Annotated in this window: 15 protein-coding genes; 8 read left to right on the forward strand and 7 right to left on the reverse strand. The window is 38.5% G+C overall.

What is annotated here, in order from left to right:
• Window positions 1-353 precede the first annotated feature (353 nt).
• From ACESSZ_RS02065 to ACESSZ_RS02085, 5 genes are all read left to right on the forward strand, one after another.
• Window positions 354-911, forward strand: a complete 558-nt coding sequence (locus tag ACESSZ_RS02065) for a biotin transporter BioY (RefSeq protein ID WP_008687344.1) — start codon at window positions 354-356, stop codon at window positions 909-911.
• 115 nt (window positions 912-1,026) lie between these two features.
• Entirely contained in the window at window positions 1,027-2,271 is a 1,245-nt protein-coding gene (gene hflX, locus ACESSZ_RS02070; protein ID WP_008687342.1) for a GTPase HflX, read from the forward strand.
• A 166-nt stretch (window positions 2,272-2,437) separates the two neighbouring features.
• A complete protein-coding gene (locus ACESSZ_RS02075) occupies window positions 2,438-2,752 on the forward strand; it encodes a DUF6442 family protein (RefSeq protein ID WP_008687340.1) in 315 nt (104 codons plus the stop codon).
• A 62-nt stretch (window positions 2,753-2,814) separates the two neighbouring features.
• Window positions 2,815-3,135, forward strand: a complete 321-nt coding sequence (locus tag ACESSZ_RS02080; protein WP_008687338.1) for a DUF6442 family protein — start codon at window positions 2,815-2,817, stop codon at window positions 3,133-3,135.
• 50 nt (window positions 3,136-3,185) lie between these two features.
• Window positions 3,186-3,395, forward strand: coding sequence for a helix-turn-helix transcriptional regulator (locus tag ACESSZ_RS02085; RefSeq protein WP_008687337.1), 210 nt, complete (start codon window positions 3,186-3,188; stop codon window positions 3,393-3,395).
• Window positions 3,396-3,560: 165 nt separating this feature from the next.
• Here the strand turns inward: ACESSZ_RS02085 and ACESSZ_RS02090 are convergent, their stop codons facing one another.
• Window positions 3,561-4,253: an ATP-binding protein gene (locus ACESSZ_RS02090; protein WP_008687336.1), complete on the reverse strand. Its 693-nt coding sequence runs from the start codon at window positions 4,251-4,253 to the stop codon at window positions 3,561-3,563.
• Window positions 4,254-4,341: 88 nt separating this feature from the next.
• On the opposite strand from ACESSZ_RS02090, the gene ACESSZ_RS02095 reads away from it, so the two are divergent.
• Complete coding sequence (locus ACESSZ_RS02095; RefSeq protein WP_008687334.1) at window positions 4,342-4,998, forward strand: Crp/Fnr family transcriptional regulator; 657 nt, start codon at window positions 4,342-4,344, stop codon at window positions 4,996-4,998.
• Between the two features lie 154 nt (window positions 4,999-5,152).
• Here the strand turns inward: ACESSZ_RS02095 and ACESSZ_RS02100 are convergent, their stop codons facing one another.
• Window positions 5,153-6,685, reverse strand: a complete 1,533-nt coding sequence (locus tag ACESSZ_RS02100) for a bifunctional ADP-dependent NAD(P)H-hydrate dehydratase/NAD(P)H-hydrate epimerase (protein WP_008687333.1) — start codon at window positions 6,683-6,685, stop codon at window positions 5,153-5,155.
• Window positions 6,686-6,892: 207 nt separating this feature from the next.
• Between ACESSZ_RS02100 and coaBC the strand changes: the two genes are divergently transcribed.
• Complete coding sequence (gene coaBC / locus ACESSZ_RS02105; RefSeq protein ID WP_008687332.1) at window positions 6,893-8,101, forward strand: bifunctional phosphopantothenoylcysteine decarboxylase/phosphopantothenate--cysteine ligase CoaBC; 1,209 nt, start codon at window positions 6,893-6,895, stop codon at window positions 8,099-8,101.
• Window positions 8,095-8,892, forward strand: coding sequence for a type III pantothenate kinase (locus tag ACESSZ_RS02110; protein ID WP_008687331.1), 798 nt, complete (start codon window positions 8,095-8,097; stop codon window positions 8,890-8,892). The genes coaBC and ACESSZ_RS02110 overlap by 7 nt, the downstream gene beginning before the upstream one ends.
• A gap of 43 nt (window positions 8,893-8,935) precedes the next feature.
• On the opposite strand, the gene ACESSZ_RS02115 is transcribed toward ACESSZ_RS02110, so the two are convergent.
• From ACESSZ_RS02115 to ACESSZ_RS02135, 5 genes are all read right to left on the reverse strand, one after another.
• On the reverse strand, window positions 8,936-10,228 hold the full coding sequence (locus tag ACESSZ_RS02115) for an HAD hydrolase family protein (RefSeq protein WP_008687330.1): 1,293 nt from the start codon (window positions 10,226-10,228) through the stop codon (window positions 8,936-8,938).
• Between the two features lie 62 nt (window positions 10,229-10,290).
• Complete coding sequence (locus tag ACESSZ_RS02120; RefSeq protein WP_008687329.1) at window positions 10,291-11,244, reverse strand: type I phosphomannose isomerase catalytic subunit; 954 nt, start codon at window positions 11,242-11,244, stop codon at window positions 10,291-10,293.
• 225 nt (window positions 11,245-11,469) lie between these two features.
• Window positions 11,470-14,067: a cation-translocating P-type ATPase gene (locus tag ACESSZ_RS02125; protein WP_008687327.1), complete on the reverse strand. Its 2,598-nt coding sequence runs from the start codon at window positions 14,065-14,067 to the stop codon at window positions 11,470-11,472.
• 250 nt (window positions 14,068-14,317) lie between these two features.
• Window positions 14,318-15,952 (reverse strand): putative manganese-dependent inorganic diphosphatase, encoded by a 1,635-nt coding sequence (locus ACESSZ_RS02130; protein ID WP_008687325.1) that lies wholly within the window; start codon window positions 15,950-15,952, stop codon window positions 14,318-14,320.
• Window positions 15,953-16,138: 186 nt separating this feature from the next.
• Window positions 16,139-16,894 (reverse strand): N-acetylmuramoyl-L-alanine amidase, encoded by a 756-nt coding sequence (locus ACESSZ_RS02135; RefSeq protein WP_008687323.1) that lies wholly within the window; start codon window positions 16,892-16,894, stop codon window positions 16,139-16,141.
• Window positions 16,895-17,045 lie beyond the last annotated feature (151 nt).

Raw genomic sequence — 17,045 nt, forward strand, 5'->3', positions numbered from 1 at the left:
AATTTTCACATAGTTTCACATAATTTGTAATGCTATCTTTTTCTCTCATTTCCCTTGAAAATAGGCTGTTTTTAACACCTAGGTTCGCAGAAATCGTCTTCCTTTTTCCTCATGTAGCCTAATGGCACCACCAGTAAGCGTACGATGATTCATAATATTTCATATCATTTTTCAACGAACCATCTTCAAGTTTTCTTTTTCTTTTACACTTTCATTTTCCCTTTCCCAAATAAAAAATATGTAATATCTTCTCTCTTTCATATAGTTTATGAAATTATCAATAAAGTAAAAAAAAGTTTGACAATCAAAATAAGTCGCAGTATACTCTCTTTCGTGAACAGGAGGATTTACAAATGAAAACAAAACAATTAACACTATGTGCCTTTTTTACGATCTTATATATACTGGGTTCTCGTATTACAATTCCCACTGGAATCATACCGTTGACCCTTCAAACGATGATGGTGATTATCGCCGGTATTCTCTTACGTCCAAAAGAAATTTTAGCCTCTTATGGTGTTTACTTTCTGATGGGATTTGTTGGATTACCTGTTTTTGCCAGCGGTGGTGGTCTCAGTTATGTCTTACAGCCATCTTTTGGTTTCCTATTATCTTTCCCTTTTGCGGCTTGTCTGATTTCAGCTCTTCGTCATAAATATGAGCTTACACATTTTTATCAGCTATATCCACTTTGCTTATGTGCGTTATGCTTTATTTATCTGATAGGTTGTGGCTATATGTATCTGATTTTTAACTATTATATGGGAAGTGCTAAAGATATTTCCAGTATCATTGCCATTGGAGCTGCACCTTTTGTTATCAGTGATTCCATTAGCATGGCCGTTGGTTGTTTCTGTGCCATTCGCTTATCCATGGTATCTTCCATTAAACGTATTCTAATCTGTGAATAAGACTGTTTTTGAATGATCAAAACCTTTCTAATAGAACAAAATATCTTATTTTAGAAAATTATCATTCGAATAATTCCTTCCTTCATAGTACAATATAGAGTATTGGAGGACGTATATGGAAGATATTATCGTTGTATTTGCAGATATTGATACACCGCAAGAAGAAAATGAGGAATTCATCGAGCTTATCAAAGCTTGTGATATGAACATCGTAACATGTTTTAAACAGCCGCTAAAGGCTATCAACTTTCGTACCTTTATCGGTAAAGGAAAATGTTTAGAAATTCAAACGTATCTGACCTCAACAAAAGTAGATACTATCATCTTTAATCAGGAGCTATCTCCTTTACAGATACGAAATCTTGAGGAAATATTTCAGATTCCGGTACTGGATCGTACCGATTTGATTCTTGCTATCTTTGAAAAACGTGCAGTGACTCCGGTTGCTCGTTTGCAGATAGAAAGTGCCCAATTAAAAAAACTCTTACCACGTTTGATTGGGGCAAATACCCAATTAGGCAGACAAAGTGCCAGTGGTAAGAATAAAGGTGCCGGAGAGAAGCAATTGGAGCTCGATCGCAGACGCATCAAAGCCCGCATTCATGAGGTGGATCGAGAGTTAAAAAAAGTAGAAGCGCAGCGTCATACCCAACGAAGAGCAAGACAGCGTTCCCGCTTACCCTTAGTAGCCTTAGTCGGCTACACCAATGCCGGTAAATCGACGATCATGAATCAACTCTTGCGCTGCAGTGCACATAAAGAAGAAAAACAGGTTGTTGAAAAAGATATGCTATTTGCGACATTGGATACATCCATTCGCTGTATTGCACAGCCACATGGACATAGCTTTCTTTTAAGTGATACCGTTGGTTTTGTCAATCGGCTGCCACATGAATTAATTGAAGCCTTTCACTCTACTTTAGAAGAAGTAAAATACGCCGATATGCTCTTGCAGGTTGTAGATGCCAGTGATGAAGAAAAAGCAAAGCATATGGCTGTTACCATGGAAACCTTACGGGAAATCGGCGCTGGAGATCTTCCTATGCTAACAGTTTTTAATAAATGTGATAAAACAGAGTATCCTTATCCTCATAGCAAAGGACATGAGCTCTATATCAGCGCCAAGGCAAAAAATAATATGGATGCTTTATTATCGGCCTTAAACAAACAGCTTTTCGCCCAAGAACACCATGTAAAATTACAGCTTCCTTATGAACAAACCGCTATTTATGCAGCCTTGATGAAACAAGCCTGTATCCTAGAGCGTGAAGATCAAGAGGAAGGCATGTATTTGGATGCCTTGTTGAATGAAGAATTGTATCAAAAGTATCAACAATACATCATACAGCTTTATGCCTAAGCCGCTAAAATGCGGCTTTTTATGTTTTATGACAAAGTACTATTTCATTAACATAACGCGATGACACTTGTATATTGCCAAGAAAACTTTGCAATAATCATTGACAATAAAACTTGGCATGATATACTATATTTACCAAGTAAACTTGGCAAATGGAGGAACACTTATGAATAAAGATGAAATTTTAATGAAGAGTAGGCAGGAATATCAAAAAGAAGATGAACGTGAAATTTATATCACTACCCAAGGCTTCATGTATGGTGCTGTTGGAATGGCAATTGTTTTCTTTATCCTTGTCTTTCTCAAGCTATTTCTTAAAGGGCAACGTATTGATGACATATTAGCTATGTATGCAGCTTTTCTATTTGCCCATTATGTATATAAATATCGTATGGATAAAGTGCATAAAAATATCTATCCTATGCTATGCTGGGGCATATGTGCTATACTGAATTTAATCGTCTTTATATGGAAAGGATAAACAATCTCCTATTAGACAAGATATTTTCAAAAATGGATAAATAGGAAAGCAGTGGAAAAATAATGGAAAAAGAAGAAATACTTGCCAAAAGCCGCATAGAGCAGCAAGGTAAGGATGAAAGAGAGCTTTATATTTTACGTAACGCAAGTAACATTGCTGTTTATACTGGTTTTGTAGCTTGCTTTATAATTAGTATCCTAGAACTTTTGTTTATGGGAAGTTTAAGTTTTAGCAACTGGGCCGTATATTGTGCTATGATGGCAGGCTTGTTTTATGTAAAATACGCGGCTTTGCATCTATGCCATGAAGGTATCGTTTTCTTTGTTTATAGCGTGCTGACACTTCTTTTCACAGCCATTTATGTCTATAGAATCATTCTATGATCCATCTTAATAAGAATGGTATTTAAGCATCGTATAGAAAGGATGACAATATGAAAGAACAGCTGATATTAAGAAATCATATAAAAGATGTACGTAGTGAAAAGAAGCTATCACAAAGTCAATTGGCGGAACTGGTGGGTGTTTCACGCAATACGATCAGCTCCATTGAAACCGGTCAGTTTAATCCCACAGCGAAACTGGCTTTGATCTTATGTATCGCATTAGATAAAAAATTTGAAGAGCTTTTCTATTTTGAATAAACCTATTTTCAAATTCATAATAACGAAAAAGATTCTATCCGCGTATCCATCACTGATTTGCTCTAGAATCTTTTCTTTTATCTATGTATTACTTATGTTTTTCATACTGTGTCTGATAGTTCTTTTGCCATAAGATGCATACTTTTGCTATGCTGGTATGCTTTATTACAGTAATTGTCCTTCACTTGTAATAATCATCACATCACATGGCACGATCTTCCCACTATTTGCGATTGCCTTAGTGACTGCATGCTCTAACCCTTTACAACAAGGCACCTGCATACGAACAACACTAATTTTACGGATATCATTGCGTTTGATGATTTCCGTTAATTTCTCGCTATAATCTACCACATCTAATTTAGGACAACCAATCAAGGTGGTTTTTCCACGCATAAACCTATTATGGAAGTCACCATAAGCATATGCCGTACAATCAGCCGCAATCAATAATTCTGCTCCATCATAATATGGTGCTTGCAATGGTACTAGCTGTATCTGTAACGGCCATTGACGAAGCTGTGAAGAAGGTCCGCTAAGCTCTGTTGATGGTTTGGGTTGAGATAGTTGTATAGAAGCACTTCCTGGACAAGCACAAGTACCCTGTGCTTGCTGTTTGCGTTTTGCCATATGTTCTTTTACAGCCACTTCATCATAGGCTGCCGCTTCTCGTTCCACAAAATGAATGGCATCTTGCGGACATACCGGCAAACAATCACCCAAACCATCACAATAATCATCACGCAATAATTTTGCCTTTCCATTCACCATGCCGATGGCACCCTCATGACATGCTTGAGCACATAACCCACAGCCATCACAACGTTCTTCCTCTATCTGTATAATTTTTCGCAACATACGAAATTCCTCCTTTATTGACATCACAATGGCAGTATACTACAATACAAATAGAAAGTATGTTGTTAAAACAACAAAAGGTGAAAACATGAAGGTTTCTTTCCTATTAGAAACAGCATTGTTTCAAGGCATTGCTCCACAAGAATTAGAAACATTGCTGCCACGTCTTCGCATGCATAAAGAGCAATTCTCAAAAGGAGCAATCATTTACCATGCCGGTGAAAGGATACGCGAACTGGGAATTGTTGTATCTGGCCGTATCCAAATAGAAACCTATGATTTATGGGGCAATCGCAGTGTCTTAGATAGTATTGGTCCAAAAACCATTTTTGCGGAAACTTATGCCTGTCTGCCAGATGAAGTAATGTTGGTAACCGTGAGTGCCAGTGAAGATAGTGAGGTTTATTTTCTGGATGCCCACGCTATGATCAAGGCTGCTTCTACTCACCCTGCTTTAATTCAAAATCTGTTAACATTGACAGCACAAAAAAATCTTAATCTATCGCGTAGAATTTTCCATACCTCTGCTAAAACAATACGAGCGCGCTTACAATCCTATCTATCCTTTGAGGCAACTCGACAACACAGCAATGATTTTTATCTTCCTTTTAACCGCCAACAGCTGGCTGATTATTTAAGCGTTGATCGCAGTGCTTTATCAAATGAATTATCAAAGATGCAAAAGGAAGGCTACTTACGCATCCATAAAAACCATGTGATATTTCCTAAAACTAAAACACGTTAAAAGTATACACTTGGTTACCTTGTACAAATCCTTGCATAGTTTACATAAAAAAAGACGGTTATGGCAATAAGAGCGCATCGTTGCTCATATCCCATTTCCGCTTTTTTATATTGCTAAGATCGCTGTTTTATGCTGACTGCAGAAATTTGCGATGTTATTCTTCTTCTCGTAAGATCTGATAGGTTTCTGACAAAGAAGCAATTAAATCATTTGGCAATATACTGTTTGCGTCTTCATCCTGAAGTAATAAATCAGCAGTTAAGGCATGTACATAGACAGCACAGGCAGCACTTGTTAAAGCATCTTTGCTTTGTCCAAACAGACCGGCTAAGATACCACACAATACATCACCACTGCCCCCTTTTGCTAAAGCATGATTACCGGCAAGATTCAAATACATCTGCTGGCTATTGGCAATGATTGTATGTGCATCCTTTAAAGCAACCGTCGAAAAAGGATATTTACGTAAAAATTCCTTTAATACGGCGATAGGATCCTGTTGAATATCTTTGATACTATGTCCACTGAGATAGCTCATTTCTTTTACATGTGGTGTTAAGATTGTCGGATATGGACGTTGCAAAGCCGCGGTAATCTTCCCTGTTTCATATAAAGCATCGCCATCTAAAATACATGGGCGATCACTTTCTAACACGGTTCTTACAAGCTCTTTGCCTGCTTCATTGCGTCCCATGCCATTTCCTATGATGATCATATCATATTGCGATAGAATGCGTTTTAAGGCAGTAATAGCATCATGGGCAAAGAAACCATCTTCACTGGCTGCCCCAATGATCATACTTTCTTCCAATTTACTGGCCAATAATAAGGTAATACAATCCGGTACAAATAAAGTAAGTGTTCCAATTCCACTGCGCAAAGCAGCTTTTGCCGCCATGGTGACTGCACCATGCATCTCCTTGCTGCCACCAATCATTAACGCTTTTCCATAAGTACCCTTATGCGAATGAGAAGAACGCTGCGGCAATAACGTTTTTACAAGATCGTCTTCTAAGACAAGCAGTCCCTCTGCCATTTGCTCGATGGCTTTCGGCATCTGAATAGATAAAGGAATGATCTTTCCACTATAGGCACTGCCCGGATATAAAATTTGCCCCAATTTATAGCTTTCAAACGTCAAGGTGATATCTGCTTGTATTGCACATCCCATAATTTGTCCGCTATTTCCATGAATACCACTGGCGATATCGATACTGATAACCATTTTATCAGCCAAGTTAATCTGAAGAATCAAGCGATCATAAAAACCTGATATCGTTCTTGATAAGCCTGTTCCAAATAAAGCATCTACAATAATATCCGCATCCTGTATGAGTTGTTCGATATCCTTTCGTTCCTCACTATGTGAGCATGGAATCTGATAACTATTTGCTACCTTAGCAAAAACGGCCTCATCCAAAGACATATGCCCATAATCCACACAACAATGTAATTGTACATGCGTATAACCTTCCTGTACCAATAAACGCGCTAACGCAAAACCATCGCCGCCATTATTTCCTGGACCACAAACGATCAAAACATGTTTGCTTTTTTCTATATGTGCTAAAAAGTAGCCACATACCGCCATCGCCGCATGTTCCATTAAGACGGTTGATGGAATTCCATAAGTGTGAATTGCTGTCTCATCCATCTTTCGCATTGTCTCTACGGTAACTGCCTTCATAGTACCACTTCCTTTACTTATATTATAACGGATTCCGCTATGAAACGCTTTCTTTTCTTACGAAAAACATAATCTTTTCCCTGAAATCAGTGCTTGTGAATTTTTTCTCATTTTTCATTTAGTAATTCTTGTGGTGTTTTCCGGTTTGCGTTATAATGATTAAGACTTAAATGAAAATAAATAGTTACATCCTGAAGAGGTGCGTTTATGAAAAAAACGATTGTATTGGGGGTCACTGGCGGCATTGCGGCATTTAAGGCAGCCCAGTTGACAAGCAATTTCATTAAAAAGGGGTATGATGTAGAAGTCATCATGACAAAGAATGCAACAGAATTTATTACCCCTCTCACTTTTGAATCTCTGACAAAACACAATGTGATGGTGTCTACGTTTGAAAAAGTAGCCGATCGCAGTGTCAAACATATTTCCATCGCACAGCGTGCAGATATCTTTGTAATCGTTCCGGCGACGGCAAATGTCATTGCGAAGATAGCACATGGCATTGCCGATGATATGCTGACGACAACCTTTCTGGCTGCCAGCTGTAAGAAGGTCATCTGCCCGGCAATGAATACCGGTATGTATGAAAATCCTATCACCCAGAAAAACTTAGACCTATGTCGTTCTTATGGCTATGAAATCTTTGAACCAGCGAGCGGTTTTCTGGCATGCGGTGATATCGGTAAAGGAAAATTAGAAGATATTACCATCATTGAAGAACGTGTAGAACAGCTATTGATGGAAGAACAATTACTAACAGGAAAACATGTTTTAGTTACGGCTGGTCCAACGCAGGAAGCTTTGGATCCGGTACGCTATTTAACCAATCATTCCACTGGCAAAATGGGCTATGAAATAGCTCGTGCCGCAAAAGATATGGGAGCAGAGGTCACCTTGATCAGCGGTCCTACTTCCTTAGCTGTTCCTGCAGGTGTGAAACGTATTTCCATCACCTCAGCTGCCGAGATGTTTCAAGCGGTCAAGCAGGAATATGAAACGCAGGACTTCATCATTAAAGCTGCTGCTGTCGGAGATTATCGTCCCGAAGCCATCGCACAGGATAAAATAAAAAAAGCTGGGGATGTCTTGGAAGTTCGTTTCGTAAAAAACGAAGATATCCTTGCTTATGTAGGCGAGCATAAAAAAGCTCATCAAGTGCTATGCGGCTTTGCCATGGAAACACAAAACCTCATCGAAAATGCGACCATCAAGCTGAAAAAGAAGAACTGTGATATGATCGTTGCGAACAATCTTCGTGTGGAAGGTGCCGGTTTTGCCGGTGATACAAATGTCGCAACACTGATTCATCAAGATCATATGGAAACATTAGATAAAATGAGCAAGTATGAATTAGGGAAAAAGATCCTGCAGATTCTTTTAGAAAAACAAAAACAGAAAGGACAAGCCTCATGTTAATTGTTATTGATATCGGTAATACGAATATTACTATTGGAATTTATAAAGATGATAAATTGATTGGCAATTATCGTCTGACTACCAAAATGAAACGTACCAGTGATGAATATGGATTTATGATCTTAAACTTCCTCTCTGCTTCCAAAGCCAGTGCCGATGATATCAAGGATGTTATCATTTCCAGCGTCGTACCTAAGATCATGCATTCTTTCTTGAATGGTATTCGTAAGTATATGCATAAAGAACCGATCGTTGTTGGTCCTGGCATCCGTACCGGCATTTCGGTCAAGGCAGAAAACCCTAAAGCGGTTGGCGCTGATCGTATCGTTGATGCAGCCGGTGCTTATTATGAATATGGAGGGCCTTGTCTAGTCGTCGACTTTGGCACGGCTACAACCTATGATTATGTCGATGCAAATGGCAATTTTGAATTTGGTGTCATTGCTTTAGGCATTGAAACAAGCGCACAGGCGATGTGGACACAGGCTGCTAAGCTTCCAGAAATTGAAATTAAAAAACCGAAGACGATCTTAAACAAAACTACTACCACCAGCATGCAGGCCGGTTTGGTTTATGGTTATATCGGACAAAGTGAGTATATCATCAAACAGTTTAAAAAAGAGCTGGGTGTGGATATGAAGGTCATTGCGACAGGTGGTTTAGGAAAGATTATCTATAAAAATACGGATGAAATTGATATTTATGACCGTGATCTGACGTTTAAAGGCTTAAAGCATATTTATGAGAAGTATACCAATGAAAAGAAACGTTTAGAAACAAAAGTAGGTTGAGATGTGCAATTCTCAACCTTTTTTATGTCCTATTTTAATGAATTTAATGTCGTTTACGATAACATTTTTCGACCATTCGGATAGCTCCATCTTCTTTCTTTTTATCAACTTCGACATAATGAACAGCTGTATTTGATTTTACAAAGCGCTTATCAGACATCTGTAAAAGACGAGAATCTTCTTCAGAAATAACATATAGTGTAGTAAAAGCTTTTTTCAGCATTACTTCACTGATTATACGATCTTTACATGCTGTTGCACTATATATTTCCAAAATGGCATATGCATGATGTTCTTCATCATTCTTATAAATCATGCGAATGGAAGGATCTTGCAAGGCAAGCAGCTGCTCATAGAGAAGTGACAGCTTTTCCTTTTTTTCCATTACCAATATCATCAAGGCATTTTTCATATCTTTCACATCCTGACAGATGTAGTTTTTATAAGGCGTCTTTCGCATACGATGATAATACTCTTCTTCTACGGCATGATGCAGATCTTGGTAATAGACATGTAAGATCTGATGGATTACCGTATGAATAAAACAATTGATCTTTGCGTCTTGAAAGATGGTCAACAGACGTTTCATGCTTGCCTCATTTATGTACTGGCAATGTTGATACTCTTGTTTTTTTATATCGTAACAACAGGCACCATTCATAGCAATTAACGGTAACTGCAAGGGAATATCCTTGAGTTCTGATAAAACATCCACCGGACTTTGCTCACTCATGATAGCAATATTGGCATGTCGTTCCAGCAACTGTTTCATTTTTACTTTGGTATATGCGCTGAGTTGTCCTTCTTCATTATATAAACCATGTTCTAAACTAACAACAAATAAGCTGGTATCATGATGATGGTTAGGCAAATGCACACCGTTAATGAATAATGCAACGAAAATACCGATTAATGTATCAATCATACGATTTATGGCAAATAGATAAGGATTTACATCCATTGCATGGGATACGGTTATACTCATAAATACGACACAAGAAATATAAGAAGCACTTTTCATATTTAACAATACGCTTAGATAGATGACAACGATAATCGTTACAGAAATGATGATATATTGAATCAGCATATAGTCCTGAGAAATAAAGCTTTGTTCAAATAATAATACCGCCATGCCGATAAAACCGCCTAAAAAAGTTCCTTTGATACGGTTAAAAGCGACACGTTTACTATTTGTAACATCTTGTTGAATGCATAATACCGCAGCGATACAGGAATAAAACACGATGCCTTCCTGCCCACGCAGCAAATAAATGACAAAGCATAAAAACACCGCAAGACTGGATTTTAAGATACGTCTTCCAATTCTTGGCATCCAATCCCTCCAATCTTCCTTATTATAAGCAGTTTGCTAGTAATTGTAAAGAAAAACGAGGCCTATGCCTCATCCTTCTCATTGCGATAACTTGCTAAAAACAAATCCATCACTCCTTTGAATTCTAACATGCCCATACCATGAGGCACTAGCATGGTTTCTCCTTGACGTATAGGTACGCCCTGAATGCTGCCTTCGCCTTTCACACAGGTATAAAAGGCGAAACGATCATGTTTAAAGCTTCCTTGTGCTTCCACTTGTAAGCGCAGCAGAGTATATAGACCGGGTTCATCCCAATAGCGTGTCACATGAATTCCTCTTTCATAGGCACTTGGATAGACGACAAATGTTGTGGAGGTGTCAGGTATATTCACATTATCATAAACCGCTTTTGGTTGGATATCACGTTTTTTCCCGGTTGCAGGATCAATGCGATCATAATCATATAAACGTAAGGTACAATCTGCATTGCGTGAAATATTGTAAGTCAAGACTCCTTTGCCAATGGCATGTAAGGTACCGCTTGGAATATCAATAAACCCATCCTTTACTGCCTTTAAGTATTTTAATAAATGCACAAAATCATTTGCTTCTGTCATTTGCATAAATTCTTCTTTGGTTTTCGCATGATGACCGAATTGGATTTCTCCATCTTCTGTAGTATCTAAGATGACCCAAGCCTCTGGTTTTCCACGGCCGCCATTATAGTGTTTCGCAAAAGCATCGTCAGGGTGAATCTGGACAGAAAGTTTATCCATAGGATCCAAGATGTTTACTCGAATCGGTAATTCAGCAGTTTCACATTGAAACCAATCCGGTTTTTGTTCATACAACTGAGATAAGGTCATCTGCAATTCTTCCACCATACAATCCGCGTGGTTCTTTAATGCGACAACATTGTACACCTCTCCAAGTGGCGCTATCGTTGTTTCGTAATGAAACTCCTCCCGTAAACGCTTGCCGCCTCCCCACATACGCGGCTCATAAAAGGGGGATATCTTCACAATCTTTTTCATACTATATCTCCTTACTTATCCATCGAATAAAGTTTTTTTACAAAAGTATCTTAGCATACTTTCTGTGCTTCCTCTAGCATGCACGTCAAATTACATTAATACCAAGCAACAAATATTGGCATTTGATTATTTCTATCATAAAAACACAAACGGGATACTTTCTTATCCTTTCACCCATTCTGTACATTATGAAAAAGATGCCCCTAAAAGAGCATCTTTCATACATTATAAATGATGAAACATTTTGTATGCCTGTATCAATATGGTTGGTGTGATGGCCAAACCTACGATTACCAAGAGCTGTTCCCATGATAAAGTAGTTACAGAGAATAAGCCATGCAATGCCGGTATCAATAAGATACAAGATAAGAATAGAACACCTATGATGAATGCTCCAATTGTATACAGGTTTGAAAAAAGACCGATACGATACAAGGAATGTTTGCTGCGACAGTTAAAGCCATGAAATAAACGAGCTAAACACAAGGTCGAAAATGCCATCGTCGTAGCAATCTCCCAACTGCTTTTTAATCCTATGAAATAAGCACTCATGGTTACCAAGGCAATCAATATACCTTGGATGCCTAATTGCTTCATAGTGGCTGGGGTTAAAATGCCTTCCTTAGGATTGCGTGGTTTCTCTTTTAAAATATCCTTAGTTGAATGTTCCATGCCGATGGCAATGGCTGGCAAGGAATCTGTTACAAGATTAATGAATAACAGATGCACTGGTAAAAAAGGTAGTGGTAATGCTAATAAAGAAGCCGCAAGTACACAGATGATGCCGGATAAATTCCCGCTTAATAAATAAATGATGCTGTTTTTAATATTGGCATAGATATTTCTTCCGGTAGCTACTGCTTTTACAATCGTCGCAAAGTTATCATCTGTTAAGATCATGCTGGCTGCATCTTTACTGACTTCCGTACCGGTAATACCCATGGCAATACCAATATCTGCTTGTTTTAACGCCGGTGCGTCATTTACGCCATCCCCTGTCATCGCTGCGATATGCCCCTTCTTTTGCCATGCATGAACGATACGTATCTTATGTTCCGGTGCCACACGTGCATAAACCTTGATGCTTTCTAAACGTTCCATAAGCTCTTCTTCACTCATAGCATTTAATTCATTGCCATCAATACATACATCGCCATCCTGGTAAATACCCAATGCTTTGGCAATACTACGGGCAGTCACCTTATGATCGCCTGTAATCATCACCGGTGTAATGCCTGCGCGAAGACAATGTTCCACAGCTGCTTTGCTTTCTTCACGCGGTGGATCCATTAACGATACCAGACCAAGGAAAATGAGTTCTTCCTCATCCGCTAACGTAATTTTAGTATAGCTATCCGGTAAGATTCGATAAGCAAAGCCTAAGACTCTTAGCCCTTGATCGGCAAATTGCATATTTCTTTGTAAGATTTCCTGACGCTCTTTCTCATCGATTTCATGAATCCCATCTGCCTTCATGATATGTGTCGTCTTTCGCAAGATTTCATCACAAGCACCTTTTAACAGCAATGTCTTTTTCCCATCAATAACATGTAAGGTAGACATCAGTTTTCGTTGGGAATCGAATGGATTCTCATCAATTCTTGGATATTTGCTTCTTGTTGTCAACTCATCAATATGGTGCAATTCTAATAGATCGACCAATGCCAATTCTGTAGGATCGCCAATGCGCTGGGAAGGCGTTGTCTGTGCATCACAGCATAAAGCAAAACCTAGCATCATCATGCGCTCCAATGGACGTCCTTCTTCCATATTGGCAGCGGCTAGTAAGGTATTGTTGCAATATACTTGTTGTGCAGTCATTTTATTTTGCGTCAGCGTACCGGTTTTATCGGAACAAATGACGGATACACAGCCTAAGCTTTCAACAGAATTGATATTTTTAATGATGGCATGTTCCTTTGCCATTTGGGATGTTCCCATCGCAAGCACGATCGTTACGATACTGGCAAGTGCCTCTGGAATTGCCGCAACTGCTAAAGCTACCGCAAACATCAAAGCATCTAAGATAGGATTTCCTTGCCATACATTTAAGCCAAAGACAATGATACAAATTGCGATGATTGCCATACTGAGCTTGCGGCTGAAATCATCCAATGTCAACTGCAATGGTGTCTTTCGCTCTTTTGTCGCATTCATCAACGTGGCAATTTTCCCGATTTCCGTTTGCATGCCAATGGCTGTGACAACGCATTTGGCTCGTCCATAGGTGACAAGACCGCTAGCAAACACCATGTTTTTTTGATCGCCCAATGCACATTCTCCATATAATGGCGCACTGCTTTTTTCCACACTTTCCACTTCACCGGTCAATGCACTCTCATTCACCTGCAATGAATAATTTTCAATGATTCTGGCATCTGCCCCAACAACATCGCCTGCCTCTAGCAACATGATATCGCCAACCGTTAATTCACTGCTTTTTACCTCCATCGTTTCACCATCACGCATAATGCGTGTATGAGGTGTAGAAAGCTGCTTTAATGCATCCAATGATTTTTGGGCTTTCACACTTTGATATGTTCCCAAAAATGCATTTAAGGTAATCACAGATAATATAACGATCGTACTTTCCACTTCTCCGCTAATCATCGAGATAATACCAGCCACAATCAAAATGATAACAAGCAGATCCTTAAATTGTGCTAAAAAAATCTGCCAGATTGGTTTTGCCTTAACTTCCTCTAATACATTTTTGCCATAGCGTTCCTGACGTTGCAAAACTTCTGTTTGGGATAAGCCAGCTTGCTTTGTTTCCAACAGCTGCAGAGTTTCTTCACATTCCATCTGATAAAACTGTTTCATCTAAAAAACCTCACTTTTCTTATGAGCACTTCTATAGTCTTGACCGTTTTATCAATAAAAAACAAGACTCATAAAAAGTGCATTCCTTTTATAAGTCTTGTCATATAAAGAATCTGACCAGAATAGGTTCTATTCGGGGTTGTTGACCAGATCCGCACCACGTATATGGTACTGACTACTCCCTTATTGTTAACGATTTTATCATTGTTTGTTCATAAAGTAAACCATAAACCACAATTTAACACAATCTTTACAATTCCCCCAACTGTTTTGAAAGAGCCGGAATGATTTGTTTTTTACGTGAGATTACGCCATCCACAAAATATAAATCATCCATGATATCTTCCTTAAATGCTTCATCTACTACACCAGCTAAAGGACCGATAAATAAGAGATTACTGCCACTGCCATCAGCAGAAGTAAAACACATCATCAATAAATCAAACTTATTGATTGCATTGATGGTTTCCATGTATTCTAAAAAGGCTTCGCGAACTTCTACGATTTCTTGTTCATCCGCAATATTAATCTGACCAATGGCGATACGCTTACCATCAATATTATATTCTTTGAAATCATTATATAAGATTTCTGACATCGTTCTTCCTTTAATGGTTGCTACGGCACCAAACATTTCCTTTGCTAGGGCATCAAGATCAACTTCTGCTAATTCCGCAAGTCCTTTGGCGATTTCTTTATCTGCGGGTGTTGTCGTTGGTGAATTAAAATTCATTGTATCAGAGATAATAGCACAGCATAAAATAGCTGCCGTTGTTTTTTCCGGTGCAATATGTGCTTCCTGATACATTTTCGCAATGATCGAGCAAGTACTGCCAATAATTTCATTACGGAAACGAATCGGTGTCGTTGTTTCTACATCTCCGATGCGATGATGATCGACAACTTCCAATACCTCAGCTTCTTTTAAATAATCGATACTTTGGCTTAACTCATTATGATCAACCAAAATAAATTTTTTCTTCTGATAATTTAATAGGTGATATCGTGAGATGGAGCCTAAGACCACCCCTTGATTGTTTACGACCGGATAAGAACGGAAACGACTCTTCGACATCTTATTGTAAACATCATCAATATACGCATGATTGTTAAAACATATGATCTTCCGTTTCATGATCATTCCTACACAAGGTGCTTTAAACACTCTTCTAACCGTACATAACATACTGAGATCAGTTTTGATAATCGTCGTATGTTTTTCCTTTGCTAAACGTTGTATGCCCTGGGAAATAATATCCACATCAACTAAGATCAGACAGGCTGCCCCATCTTGGATGACACGTTTTTGTAATGCCAAATCATCTCGCATGATGACGATACTATCTTTATAACTAATGTCCGCATAACAGTCTTTGCGACTGCCTAGGATATGCACTTCCCCATTGGGATGATAGCGTTCACTTTTAAATACATACTTTCCCTGTAACACCTTTACGATATTGTCGCTTGGTGTATTGCGCATTAACGTTTTATTTCCAGGCCCCTTATCATTTAATAAAATATTGGAAATATCCGACATGGACACAACTCCAATCAGCTTCTGTTCTTTATCCACAACATATAATGCACTTGTGCGATTGGCTGCTATACGCTCCCACGCCTCTTTGATCGTACATTCTTTTCGTATGATCAATGGATCATCAAAAGGTACATCATAAAGCTTTACTTTTGCATTTTGTATATACACCGGTTCATTCACATGAAATTTCTTTAAAACAAAATCCGTCTCTGGATTCAGATCGCCAATGCGGCAAGCAATAGCATTCATTCCCATCTTCCGTTTCAATTCTGCATAGGCAATGGATGCGACAATGGAATCTGTGTCTGGATTCTTGTGACCGATGATATGAATGATATCCTTCATACAGCACCTTCTCCCTTTTCTATAGTATCATTTTACCTTATCTGTCATGATTATGCCAGTAAATGCATAAGAAAAAGAGTGCAATTTTTGTCAAATGATAGCGTTCGCACTCGTTTGGTTTTATGATGCATTGTATTTGGCTTAGTTCTTCTTTTTCGTTCTTATGAATATCTTCTCATGTACCTATTATGAATGTTTCTTCTTTTCATCTTGTAAGGTCTTATATATTCCCTCAGCAATCTTATTCGCAAAAGCTTTGCGTCTGCCATCCTGCAAGAGATATGCTCGATCACGCTCGCTTTCCAGAAATCCTGCCTCTAATAAGACACTTGGCAATTTATTCTTATACAAAACTTGTAAAGGGGAAATAGCGACATCCTTCAACCCACGATCCATTGTATAACCTAATGTGTTAACACTGGTCTGGATATGCTTGGCGAAGTTTAAAATCGTTTTATCGTTATAATCGCCCCATATTTCAAAGCCACTACCCGTTTTGGTTTCACTGGCATTGGTATGAATCGATACAAATAGTTTTGCCCCACTTGTGTTTGCGATCTGAACACGTGCATCTAGATCCTTTATATTATCTGCAGGCCAAGCAACGTCATCACTCTCTCTTGTATAACAGACAGGAATTCCTTTTGCTTCTAAGGCAGCCCCTATATCTTTTGTTAATGCCAGCGTTACATCTTTTTCAAGAACCCCATTAAATTCGCTGCCACTATCATATCCACCATGTCCGGCATCCAAAACCACCTCAGGAATGGGATCTATCATTTTATGTAAGGCAGTGGATATCGGGTTATCAGGATGATAGATGTATAAATACAGCAGTATGCCAAGTAACACAACTAACTCTGTCAATAGAATGAAAAGAAAGCGTATGGGACTTTTTCCTTTTTTCTTTTTCCTTCGCTGCACTCTTTTCTTATTTGCCATACATCCACCTTCTTTGATGATATTCATTATAACAAAATATGCCTGAAATTCCTACATGACGTTAGAAAAGTGTTTTCTAAAACATGAAGAATGAAAAAAAGCATGATGTTGTATGCCTATCGCATAGCAGCAGATGAAAAAAGCTGACACG

This window comes from Eubacterium sp. 3_1_31, from assembly GCF_964249515.1.
GTDB lineage: Bacteria > Bacillota_I > Bacilli_A > Erysipelotrichales > Erysipelotrichaceae > Longicatena > Longicatena caecimuris.

Bases quoted from the DNA above. Each gene is read 5' to 3' on its own strand.
- ACESSZ_RS02065 (WP_008687344.1), top strand. From the start codon at position 354: ATGAAAACAAAACAATTAACACTATGTGCCTTTTTTACGATCTTATAT.
- hflX (WP_008687342.1), top strand. From the start codon at position 1,027: ATGGAAGATATTATCGTTGTATTTGCAGATATTGATACACCGCAAGAA.
- ACESSZ_RS02075 (WP_008687340.1), top strand. From the start codon at position 2,438: ATGAATAAAGATGAAATTTTAATGAAGAGTAGGCAGGAATATCAAAAA.
- ACESSZ_RS02080 (WP_008687338.1), top strand. From the start codon at position 2,815: ATGGAAAAAGAAGAAATACTTGCCAAAAGCCGCATAGAGCAGCAAGGT.
- ACESSZ_RS02085 (WP_008687337.1), top strand. From the start codon at position 3,186: ATGAAAGAACAGCTGATATTAAGAAATCATATAAAAGATGTACGTAGT.
- ACESSZ_RS02090 (WP_008687336.1), bottom strand. From the start codon at position 4,253: ATGTTGCGAAAAATTATACAGATAGAGGAAGAACGTTGTGATGGCTGT.
- ACESSZ_RS02095 (WP_008687334.1), top strand. From the start codon at position 4,342: ATGAAGGTTTCTTTCCTATTAGAAACAGCATTGTTTCAAGGCATTGCT.
- ACESSZ_RS02100 (WP_008687333.1), bottom strand. From the start codon at position 6,685: ATGAAGGCAGTTACCGTAGAGACAATGCGAAAGATGGATGAGACAGCA.
- coaBC (WP_008687332.1), top strand. From the start codon at position 6,893: ATGAAAAAAACGATTGTATTGGGGGTCACTGGCGGCATTGCGGCATTT.
- ACESSZ_RS02110 (WP_008687331.1), top strand. From the start codon at position 8,095: ATGTTAATTGTTATTGATATCGGTAATACGAATATTACTATTGGAATT.
- ACESSZ_RS02115 (WP_008687330.1), bottom strand. From the start codon at position 10,228: ATGCCAAGAATTGGAAGACGTATCTTAAAATCCAGTCTTGCGGTGTTT.
- ACESSZ_RS02120 (WP_008687329.1), bottom strand. From the start codon at position 11,244: ATGAAAAAGATTGTGAAGATATCCCCCTTTTATGAGCCGCGTATGTGG.
- ACESSZ_RS02125 (WP_008687327.1), bottom strand. From the start codon at position 14,067: ATGAAACAGTTTTATCAGATGGAATGTGAAGAAACTCTGCAGCTGTTG.
- ACESSZ_RS02130 (WP_008687325.1), bottom strand. From the start codon at position 15,952: ATGAAGGATATCATTCATATCATCGGTCACAAGAATCCAGACACAGAT.
- ACESSZ_RS02135 (WP_008687323.1), bottom strand. From the start codon at position 16,894: ATGGCAAATAAGAAAAGAGTGCAGCGAAGGAAAAAGAAAAAAGGAAAA.